Origin of the sequence: Flavobacterium sp. (assembly GCF_036405015.1) — a bacterium.
In the GTDB taxonomy this organism is placed as follows: Bacteria; Bacteroidota; Bacteroidia; order Flavobacteriales; family Flavobacteriaceae; genus Flavobacterium.
Genome location: NZ_DASWYK010000043.1, coordinates 1 through 11988 on the forward strand (window position 1 = coordinate 1; position 11988 = coordinate 11988).

At 33.2% G+C, this 11988-nt stretch carries 4 protein-coding genes; 1 reads left to right on the forward strand and 3 read right to left on the reverse strand.

All coding sequences use genetic code 11. The annotated features are described in order from the left end of the window. Positions 1-355: 355 nt before the first annotated feature. The 3 genes from VGE71_RS03415 to VGE71_RS03425 all read right to left on the reverse strand — a co-directional run bounded on the left by VGE71_RS03415 (position 356) and on the right by VGE71_RS03425 (position 8271). Complete coding sequence (locus VGE71_RS03415) at positions 356-1474, reverse strand: PepSY-associated TM helix domain-containing protein (protein WP_331137042.1); 1119 nt, start codon at positions 1472-1474, stop codon at positions 356-358. Between the two features lie 42 nt (positions 1475-1516). Further along, a complete protein-coding gene (locus VGE71_RS03420) occupies positions 1517-3961 on the reverse strand; it encodes a TonB-dependent receptor (protein ID WP_331137043.1) in 2445 nt (814 codons plus the stop codon). 260 nt (positions 3962-4221) lie between these two features. Continuing rightward, positions 4222-8271, reverse strand: coding sequence for a hybrid sensor histidine kinase/response regulator transcription factor (locus tag VGE71_RS03425; protein WP_331137044.1), 4050 nt, complete (start codon positions 8269-8271; stop codon positions 4222-4224). A 772-nt stretch (positions 8272-9043) separates the two neighbouring features. Here VGE71_RS03425 and VGE71_RS03430 point away from each other — a divergent pair. Continuing rightward, on the forward strand, positions 9044-11986 hold the full coding sequence (locus tag VGE71_RS03430) for a SusC/RagA family TonB-linked outer membrane protein (protein WP_331137045.1): 2943 nt from the start codon (positions 9044-9046) through the stop codon (positions 11984-11986). The last annotated feature ends 2 nt before the right edge of the window (positions 11987-11988 follow it).

Genomic DNA, 11988 nt, shown 5'->3' on the forward strand with positions numbered 1-11988 from the left:
AAGATACAGCGCACAGCACGACCCGGAGGGAAACGCCATGAATCCAAATTAACTATAAAACAGAATTAGTTCCTTTTTGGAGTCATTTCAAGAAGCTCCTCCATATTGTTGGGAATCGTATATAAAATTATGTTTTTGGAATATTGATAGTCGACTGAATTACGATCTAAAATGGCAGGAAGAATTAATAAAAATATTAGAAATATAAGTGACTTAAAAATTACACCGAATTCTACATGGTTGATAAGCTGAAATGACTCAGACAGGTTATAGTAAACTCGAAAAGGGAGTGAGTAATATCAGTTTTAAAAAATTAGGAACAATTGCTGCGGAGTCTTATTTAACGACTACTGAGTTATGCTTGTTTATGCTTTTTTTTCTTTCTTCCTGTCCAGATCAATAAACCTGTTATGGGAAGGGTAACTGCAAAAAGACAGACTAAAAATGCCAATATTTTTGTTGGATATCCGTAGATACTTCCTGTGTGAATTGGGTAAATTAAACGCCTTATTTTATCTCCGTTACTAAAAGATTCATAGGGTTTCGTCTTTATAATTTTACCAGTGTATTTATCAAAATAGGCCATACTGGAGATATTTGGGATTGATTTCTCAGTATTCAGTTTAATGACCATAAGACTGTTAATGGTGTCAGACGGTATTCTGATTTGAGTATCACCTTTGAATTTATAAATACTATCCGTTTTTGAAAATATCTTTTGGTAAAAAAATGTATCATTTATTTTAGCATCAGTCTTTGTTGGATTCTCTACTTTGGCTGAAGGTTTTTTAGTAGTTCCGTCTGCTAACAAATAAATACCACTTTCAAACCATTTGTATGACCAAGTTAAACCTGTTAAAGAAATAATCAACAAGACTAAAAAAGTGTAAAATCCGAAAGTGGAATGAAAATCCCAATTGATTCTTTTAAAAGAAGCACTCCATTTTACGGTTAATCTCTGCTTCAGATTTTTAAGTTTTTTAGGCCACCACAAAATCAGGCCTGATAAAAGCATAAAAACAAATATAAGACAACTGATTCCTGTAACTGCTTTTCCAAATTCTCCTAAAATCAAATGACGGTGAAGATCGAGTACAACAGAAAAAAATCGGCTTTTTTCGGCGATACTCGTTTGTACTTTTCCTGTATAAGGATTAACTGCAAAAATCAGGTCTTTTTTGTTCGAATCAGTTCCAGTAATAATTAACGTTCTCTCACGATCGTGAAAAGTATGAATGCGTTCGATTTTTGTAATGTGATACTCTTTCTGAATCTTTGATACTATAAGGTCAACAGAAAGTTTTTCGTTTTTAACTTCTGTGACTTTATAAAACTCAGGATTGAAAAACTCATCAAGTTCTTCTTCAAATACCAATAAGCTTCCTGAAAGAGCCACTATAAACACAATTAGCCCGGACGCAAGTCCGAGCCAAAGGTGTAGTAAACCAATATTTTTTTTTAATGTTTTATTCATTTTATTTCGTTCGCATTTTTTTCAAATATAAAACAATGATTTTTAAAATGAATACCCTAATGTTAAAAGCCAGTTTGAAGGTGCTCCAGGAAATAAACGGATATAATCATATCCTCCAACCCAATAAGTTTTGTTTAAAATATTATTCGCATTCAGCTGAATTTTAAATTTATTGATGTTGTAGTACAAGGCCCCGTTAAACAAAGTATATCCAGGAAGCGTTTCTGTAGTAGTCTGGCTCATGGTACGAGTTGTAGCGAAATTAGACCCCATAGCGATTCCAAAATCTTTTAAAGCGCCATTGGTAAAATTGTAGCGAGTCCAGATATTTCCCTGTTGTCTTGGAGTGTTTGCTTTTTGTCTTCCCACTTCAACTTCAATCGGGCTTTCGGTAATAAAAGCTTCATTATAAGTATAAGCAGCAGAGATACTCCAGTTACGGGTAATATTCCCGTTCAGATCAATTTCGATACCTTTGGATTCTTCTTCACCAATAGATCGCATTAAATCAGGATTTGTAGTATCATTAGCTGGATACAAAGTGTTTTTTTGCTGAATTTTGAATACGGCAACTGTCACAAAAAGTTTTTCTTTAAACCAAGATGATTTTCCTCCAAACTCGACCATATTACTTTCTAAAGGATTAAATGGTCCTCCAGCATTTGGATTTGCCAAAGTAGAGGCTGTTTGAGGATTATAACCTTGCACATAAGTTCCGTATAAATTGATATTCGGATTAAGTGTGTAAGTAAGACCAAAACGAGGTAAAAAAGAATGCTGTTTTACTTTGGTTTCTGTTGCTTTCTTAAAATTAACCTTATCTGTATATTCATCGTAACGAATACCAATTAATGCCTGAAAAGCACCAAATTTAATATGATCCTGAAGATAGATTCCGTACAATGAATAGTAGGTAGGATCAACTTGACGGGCAACATAAAAATATTTACTCATATCCTTTAACTGTTGCGAAGCAAATGGGTTGCTCAAATCAAAATGAGCCACGTTTGGTACCGGATTTCCTTTACTGTCCAGCAAATAATTAGCTTTGTTCGCAGGATTGTAAGTAGCTATAAAACCATTGTTGGCTGCATTTCTATAACCACTAGCCGTTAATTGTGAACCACCTGTAGGAACTTGCTCTTGTGCATAATCAAAACCTGCAATTAAATTATGATCTAGAGCACCTGTTTTAGCTTCATATTTAAAGAAAGTAGAAAGATTGTCGATGTAACGTTTACGTTTACGCATAAAAACCTGCATTTCGATTGCCGTCGGAATCGTACTTCCGTCACCTGCAGAAGCATATTTATTAGCACCACGGTGTTCTAATAGATCTTCATTGTAGCCCGTTCTAATGTATGATCCTGAAAACGATAGGCGATCTGAAAACTGGTGATTTAAAGAGGTCGTAACGATGTATGTTTCCTCTTTTAAATAGTCGTTTGTTGAGTTTAATGAATTTGAAGTTTTTGTAGAATATAGATTATCTTCATAAGTAGATTGACCTCTGTCCAAATTTCCGTTTGAGCTGCTGTAAATCAAATCAAAATTTACACTTGTTTTATCATTTGGAAGAAAAGAAAGGGAAGGAGCAACAACAATATTCTTATCATATTGTAAATCTCTAAATGAATTGGCATTTTCATAACCTAAATTCAAGCGGTATAAAAGTGATTTGTCTTCCGTCAAAGGTCCAGTAAAGTCAGCTAAAGCTCTAAGGGTGTTAAAACTTCCTGTAGAAAAACTGACACTGTTTGCTGCCTGGTCTAGTGGTTTTTTAGTCACACGGTTTAAAACTCCTCCTGGAGATGCATTTCCAAATAAGGCAGATGAAGGACCTTTTAGAACTTCAACACGTTCTAAATAATTGGCAAGTGGTTGCTTCCAGAAGCCTGTTGAAGTACGCATACCATTTAATAATTGTGTATTGCTTCCTCCATTGACTCTAAAACCTCTGATAGAGATATCATCATAAAAAGTAAACTGGCTTACACCACTAAAATTTTTGACAACTTCACCAACACGAATCGCTCCCTGATCTGCAATTAGTTCTTTTGTTGCATACGAAACAGCCTGAGGAAGATCTTTTAGAGCAATCTCTGTTTTTGCACCAATAAAAGATTTTGTATTGCGGTATGACTTTTCTTTTCTTCCCGTAATTTCGACTGTCTGTAACGTATTGACATTTTCTTGTAGAATAATAGAAATTTCAAGGTTTTCATTTTCATGTAGATCAACAGTTTTTTCTTGAGTGGAAAAACCCATTGCTGAAAAGTGAATAGTGTAGGTTCCTGGGGCTAGATTTGTGATTTCAAAATTTCCTTTATCGTCGGAAGTTGTATTTTTTTTAAGGCTTTTGATTGCGATTGAAGCATAAGAAACAGCTTCGTTAGATCCAGAAATAAGTTTTCCGGTAATTTTTGCATTTTGGGCCATGCTGATATTACAGGCAGCACAAAATAACAATAAGTAAATGAACTTCATGATGGTTATTTAAGATTTTAAGGAGGCAAAGTTACTTTTATTTAGAATAAATACAAATAAAAGCACTTGGAAAATTTATGATAAATTTAAATGTGGAATAATGGGAACTTTAGAATCATTTTTGCCAAATGGTAGAATCTCTCTGGTTTTCTAAAACCAAATTACGATGAGAAAATAGGACAGTTAGAACAACTGTTACTCTGGAAAGTTTTTGGGGTTTGTTATCTTTATATTGGAATTTTTCAACGATCCAGATATTATTAGATTTCTTTTTTCTGAATGACATTCAATTCTCTGTTAAAAGAATTTCGATATTTTTTGATGTATTCTGAAGGTTTCATTCCAAATAATTTTACGAATTGCTGACGGAAATAACGCTGATCTTCGATACCAACCATCGGACCAACCTGTGCAATGTTGATATTTTCCGTAAGCATAATCACAGCGGCTCTTCGAATTCTGATTGATCGGATAAAAACATTTACGGTTTCTCCTGAAATAGCTTTAATCTTTTTATAAAGACTTGAATGACTCATTCCCATAGCAGCCGAAAAAGTCTTCAAGTTAAATTCGCTGTTTTCAAGATTTGCTTCTACGATTTCTATGCATTTGTCAAGAAACTCTTTGTATTCGACAGGAACTTTATTGATGTTTTCACGAAGTGTTATACTATCTAGGAAGTATTTACGTAGTTGTCCTCTATTTCTAAGCACAGAATCAACTCTTGCCAGCAGTATATCACTGTCAAAAGGTTTAGTCACATAATCATCGGCGCCTTCTGTAATACTTTGGAGATGAATGTCGTTACTGGTTGTAGCTGTTAGGAGTATAACTGTAATATGGCTCAAATCATCATTTTGTTTGATTTTTTTGCACAAATCCAAACCGTTCATACCTTCCATAGAAATATCACTCAGTACAATATCGGGCATATGTTTTTCTATCAATTTTAATCCATCAAGACCATTAAAAGCTGAATAAACAATATAGTTTTTAGAGAAAAGTTGTACCAGATAATGATTCATTTCAGGATTATCTTCAACAATCAACAATACCCGTTTCGTACTAACCAGCTCTTCAGGAAATGAAGGCAGATTTTCTTTTTCATACGTATTTTGCGCTGGTAATCCTTCGAGAAGTTCACCAACAAGTGGAGACATATGTTGATGATTCTCGTTAATATTCATTTCTGTAAAATGGTTGTTTCCTTTTAGAAGCTTAATCGTGAAGGAAGTGCCTTCTCCAACTTTACTTTTACAGGTTAATTCGCCATGATGCTTATTTACAAAATATTGGGCAACATAAAGTCCTATTCCAAAACCATTGCTAGCTTTGGATTGAATTTGTTTGAATTTTTCAAAAATAGTATCGATATCATTTTCATCGATTCCACTTCCAGTGTCCGATATAACTATTGAAACATCATTACTGTTTTCAAGTACTTCAATAGTGATTGATCCTTTATTAGGCGTAAATTTAAAAGCATTTGAAATTAAGTTAAAAAGAGTAATTTCTATTTTTTCATAATCACCGTATATTTCGGTTGCTATTTTTTCTTCAATAAATTGATAATTGATGTTTTTAGCAGCAGCCATTTGTGTAAAACTTTCGTAGATTTCACGACAAAGCATGTTTAGATTAATCTTTGAAACTTTTAGTTCATCAAGATCCGTTTCGGCTTTTCTAAACAATAATAACTGATCTGTAAGACTCAATAGTCGTTTAGCGTTTTTATACGCAAGACTTAGGTCTAAATCATTTTCAGGTTGCTTTTTTCTTTCAATTGCACTCTTAAGAGGATTTATAATTAAAGATAGAGGAGTACGCAATTCATGAGCCATATAAGTAAACATAGAAAATTGTTTTTCGGCATGTTCCTTATCTTTTTTATGCTCCATTCGGGCAAGTTTTATTTCATAGCGTAGTCTTTCCTTGTTTTTGTGATAATTTACGTAAGCATAAATCGCAGCGATTGCAGCAATGAGATAAAAAGTGTACGCCCACCAAGTTCTATACCAAGGCGGAAGTATTTTTACCGTTGCCAGTGTTACTTCATTTGTCCAGTTGCCAAAGACATCAGTTATTCTTACCTTAAAAGTATAAGTGCCTTCGGTTAGTCTTGAATAATTTGCGCGGTTATTTTTTGAAGTAAAATTCCAATTTTTGTCCCAGCCTTCTAAAAAGTAAGCAGTATTGATTTTTTCAGAGTTAACATAGTCAAGATAGACAAAATCAAAACTTAATGCCGATTTATCGTAGGGAAGCTCAGCAGCGGTTATCATTTCCAGTTTTTTCTCTGTTACATAAGGACTATTTACTGGTAAAGACTGATTGTTTACCAATAAATCATTCAATAGAAATTTGCCTGTATTTTTTTTGTCTTTAATGCGGTCAGGAAAAAAAACATTGAATCCGTTTATACCTCCAAAAATAAATTCTCCTGTAGAAAGTTTCGTGCCTGCATTCCAACTAAATTGAGTACCTTGTAATCCATCAGTGATCCCAAAATTTCTAAAAGTATTGTTTTTAGGATTAAATCTTGAGATTCCGTGATAGGTACTCATCCATAAATTTCCTTGTTTGTCTTCTAAAAGACGAAGTACTGTATTACTCGAAAGACCATTTTGAGTGGTATATTTTTTATAAGTTCTTGTTTTTCTATCAAATAAAAGCAGTCCGCCTTCTACTGTACCGATCCAAAGATTGTTGTTTTGATCTTCTGCGATACATCGAATGTTATAATCAGAATGATAGTTTTTTACTTTTTTTGTTTTTGAATCAATTTCAAAAAAAGAATTGAATGTTCCGCCCCAGATTTTTCCGTCTTTGGTTTCGTAAAGACAAGTAACATCGCGTAAAGTATTGCTGTAACAAATGAATTTATTTTGTTTCCTGTCAAACTGATAAAGCGCACCTGCATTAGTTACAGCTAGCCAAAGCGTGTTTTTTGAATCTAAAAAGAGCAACCATGATTCTTGTTCTGCTTTTTTAGTGAATTGATTATAAATCGAAAAATTTTGAATTGCCTTTGATTTTGGATCAATACGACAAACTCCGCCTTTCCACATCGCAACCCAAATGGCATTGTCAGAATCTTTGACGATGCTTGTAACAAAATTGCTCTGAATTTTTCTACCAGCAGATGATGTAGTAGAGTACACTTCATAACTATTTTGTTTTCTGTTCCAATATCGTATTCCAGCTCCATCCGTACCAATCCATATGTTTTTCTTTTCGTCTTCACAGAAAGAAAGTATAAAGTTTGCAGCTGGATCTTCATCTTCTTTATTAGTAAGCGGATCTTTGCTTTTGAAGTGATTAAAATAAAGCGGTTTTTTACCCATCATACTTACGCCACCACGAAGGGTTCCGAACCACATTTCACCATTTTTACTTTGAAAAATGTCGTACAAAGATTTACTGTTAAGTAAAGCAACAGGACCGTTGGCACGATATAAAACAGGAGAAGTTTGATTTTTTGTAAAAGTAAAAAGGCCAGCACCATCAGTTGCAATCCAAAGTCTATCTTCCTGTTGATAAAAATCACGTACAACCGTTTTTTCTGTAAAGTAATTTTTAGAATAGTTATTTAGGCTTTGATTATATAGAAATGCACCTTCATCTGAGCCAATCCAAAGTCCTTCTTTTGTTAATTTAATGCAATTTGCACCAGTAATTGTATTGTTTAAAAGTGTTAGTTTTTGTGATTTAATATCAAATTTACAAAGCCCTTTTCCTGTTATAAAAACGTAAAAAATATTTTGATTGGCATTGTATGCTATCGATCTGGCTATGTAATCTAATCTTCCGTTGAAAGGTATTGCTTTTCCAGTTTTTTTACCTTCTTTAAAAATTACAATACCTTCTTTTGTAGCTACCAAGATAATCTGTAGAGAATGTACTGCGATGATTTCGTAAGCAGTACCATTTAAAGTTTTGATTTTTTTGTTGGTATCATAAAATTTTAAAGGACTAAAAGAAGAGCGTTCGGCATTAAAAACGACAGGACCTGCAGTTGTTCCTATCCACAGATTATTTGCATAGTCGCCTTCAATACAGCTGATCGCATTTCCTTGGATAGAGTTGGGATCCGTATGAATATTGCGGTAAATTTTAAAATCGTTCCCGTCATATCTGTTGAGTCCGTCAAAAGTTCCAAACCACATATAGCCATTTTGGTCTTGATATATCGTCGCAACAGAATTATTAGAAAGTCCAGATGAAATATCAAGATGCTTGATTGGGAAATTTTGTCCAAAAGCACTTATAGAAAGTAGACTAATAATAAGAAAGGACTTTAGCTTATCCATAAATGTTTTTTAAAATGCTTGTCGCTTTTTGATATTAGAAAAATAGAAGCTTGCGATCTGAAATCTGGATCATTTTTAAATCAGTAAATGTTAAATCTGCATAGGTTGCGAAATTAGTGATTTATTGGATAAACTGTAAAAGTAACATTTGTTTTTTAGATGAAGTAGATGATGTAATTTGTGTTTTTCTATATAATTAAACCGCAGGAACTAAATCTTTCCAACTTATTTTTGAAAAAATGGATCGATTATACGGCATTAGTTAAATGATTATTAAATACATTGTTAAAGTGGTTAATTATTTCTTTAGTCGTTTTTTTTAGGGTAAAAAATTGACAAATATGTTTTTGCTAAGCCTTGAAGCTGTGCTTTTACGAAATTGTCCCCTTTTATAAATGAATTTTTCCCTGTCTTAAAAACTCGTTGTGCCCTTAATTTGCAATGTCTGTTGATTAGCTACAACGTTTGAAAAATAGAGTCTTATTTTTTGTTGAAAGCGAATCAATAAAAACAAACAAACTAATTATCTTAACCAAAACCACTTTAACATGACCAACACTTCAATTAAAATTTAAAGGAAATCCTTTTTCTTATTATTAAAAAAATAGTGTAAAATTAATTTTAGAAGCAGATTCTAATCTTTTAAAAAAACAATTACTCCAAGAAAGTTTTTTGACAAGCTCACTTCATTATAGATTATAAATTCTGCCATTAAATTGTATTTTATACTAATTAATGAATCTAACTTAAAACCAAACCCAATTAAAAAAGTATGAAAAGAATTAAATCCAAATTTTTACTTTTATTACTCTTGCTACCTTTTTGTGTTTTTGCTCAGAACACAATAAGTGGTGTCGTTATTGAAAAAGGCACCAATCAGCCCATACCTGGAGTAAATGTAAAAGTATCAGGTGCAAATATTAGCACCTCTACGGACTTTGATGGAAAATTTCAATTACCTGGAGTAAAAGCAGGTAGTCAAGTTACATTTTCTTTTACCGGTTTTGTCAATCAAACCATAACAGTTGGCGCCCAAAAAAATCTAAACATTACTCTTGAAGAAGATACAAACCAACTGAAAGAAGTAGTAGTTCAGGTAGGTTACGGAAGCGTCAAAAAGAAAGATGCTACAGGATCTGTTACAGCACTTTCTACAAAAGATTTTAACAAAGGAAACAACATTACTACAGAAAATCTCCTTAATGGTAGAGTAGCCGGTTTAACGGTAAACTCAACGGGAGCACCAGGTTCTAGTTCTCAAATTAGAATTCGAGGAGGAAGTTCACTTTTTGCAAGTAACGATCCTCTTATCGTAATCGACGGATTGCCTCTCGATAATGCTACAAATACAGGTTCTTCTTCTTTTTTGGCATCATTAAATCCAGCAACTGTTGAATCGATTACAGTTTTAAAAGACGCATCGGCTTCTGCAATTTATGGTTCTCGTGCTGCTAATGGTGTTATTATTATTACCACTAAAAAAGGAAGCAAAACATTATCTGTAGATTATAATGTACAATATGCTGCAGGTTCTCTGACTAAAACGGTTGATGTTTTTAGTGCAGATGAATTTAGAAGTGTTATCGCAGACAGAAGAAGCGATGATGTTGATAAATTGGGAACTGCGAATACAGATTGGCAGAAAGCAATTTACAGAAACACAGGTACAATAGATCAGAGTTTAGCTGTTAGAGGAAGTTTATTTAATATTATTCCAACAAGTTTAACTTTGGGAAATACAGACCAACAAGGACTTCGTTTGACGAATAATTTTAAACGAAACACGGTTGGTTTAGTAATGAATCCAACGTTTTTGGATAATCATTTAAAACTTAGACTTTCTGCTAATTATACAGACGAAATTAACAGATTTACTGATGCTGTAGAAGGATCTGCTATTGGTTTTGATCCAACACAGCCTATTAAAGTGGAAGGCGCGCCTTATGGTGGTTATTTTGAATATACAACAGGTGTAGATGCTAATGGAAATTATCCTTTGGTGGCAACAGCTGCTAGAAACCCTGTTTCTCAATTGCTCAATACAAATGACAGAGGAACAAACAACAGAATTTTCGGGAATTTTGAAATTGATTATAAATTTCATTTTCTACCTTCTTTAAGAGCTGTTTTAAATGTTGGTTTTGATGAATCTAATGGAGAAAGAAGAAGATTGGTTGGTGCCAATGCTGGTTCTGCTCCTTCTAACAACAACATTCCTTATGGAACAAATGAATACACAGAACAAACTAGAAGAAATAAGTTATTAGATGGTTATTTAGTATATAACAAAACGTTTAATGCTTTGAATTTTGAGTTGACGGGAGGATATTCGTATCAGAAATTCCAGAGTTCAAAGTTTGAAACCGGAAATATTTTAAATCCGGATTTGCCATCTACTTTTCCTGAAACAACTCTAGATACAGATGTTGTTTTAATAGGATTCTTTGCCAGAACAAATTTAAACTTTAGAGACAAATATTTATTAACGCTATCTTACAGAAGAGATGGTTCTTCAAGATTTGAAGAAGCGAATCGTTGGGGGAATTTTCCTTCTGTAGCTTTTGCATGGAAAATCAAAGAAGATTTCTTTAAAGATAGTCAAACGTTATCTGACTTAAAATTAAGGTTAAGTTATGGAATTACAGGACAACAGGATATTCCTGAACCAAACGGTTATTTACAAAAATATCAGGTTGGAAGCGGAAATTCTGAATACTATTTTGGCGCAAGTCCAGTTCCTGTTGCGCTTCCTTCAAAAAGAACAAATAACTTGAAATGGGAAGAAACTACTTCATATAATGCGGGTCTTGATTTTGGATTCTTAGACAATCGTTTATCGGCGGGACTTGATGTGTATTATAAAGAATCTAAAGATTTATTAGTAAATGCAGCAATATCTGATGGAAGTAATTTTTCTAATCGTGTGTATCAAAACGTTGGAAGTTTTACCACAAAAGGGGTCGAGTTTACGATTAATGCAAATGCAATTAAAACAGAAGATTTTAACTGGAATATGAATTTTAATTTTTCCAAATTCGAAAGAAGAATTAAAAATTTAGTTAACGGAACCGATATTTTTTTAGGAGACAATATTGCGGGTACAGGAACTCCAGGGCAAATTTTCAGAGAAGGTTATACGCCATATTCTTTCTATGTATACAAACAATTATATAATAATGAAGGAAAACCAATCGAGGGTGCGTTTGTAGATCTAAATGGTGATAATGTGAGAAATGATTCTGATAAATACATTTACAATAATCCAGACCCAGATTTTACATTAGGTTTTGCCTCTAATATGAACTATAAAAAGTTTGACTTTTCATTCAACTTAAGAGCAAGTATTGGAAATCGAATTTTTAATGCTGTCGATGCCAGCAGAGCGCAATATGATGCTATGGAAAACGGAGGGGTTTTAAGTAATGCTCCATCTCAAATACTAGAAACCAATTTTCAGACAACTTCAAATGTTGTTTTATCAGATCTTTATATTGAAAATGCATCATTCTTGAAAATGGACAATATCACTCTAGGATATACATTTGGTAACTGGCTAAACAGCAAATCTACATTAAGAATATCTACGGGAGTTCAGAACGTTTTTGTATTGACAAAATACAGTGGTTTAGATCCTGAAATTACAAATAATGGTGTAGACAAAACGATTTATCCAAGACAACGATCCATTTTGTTTGGTGTTAATCTTAAATTTTAATA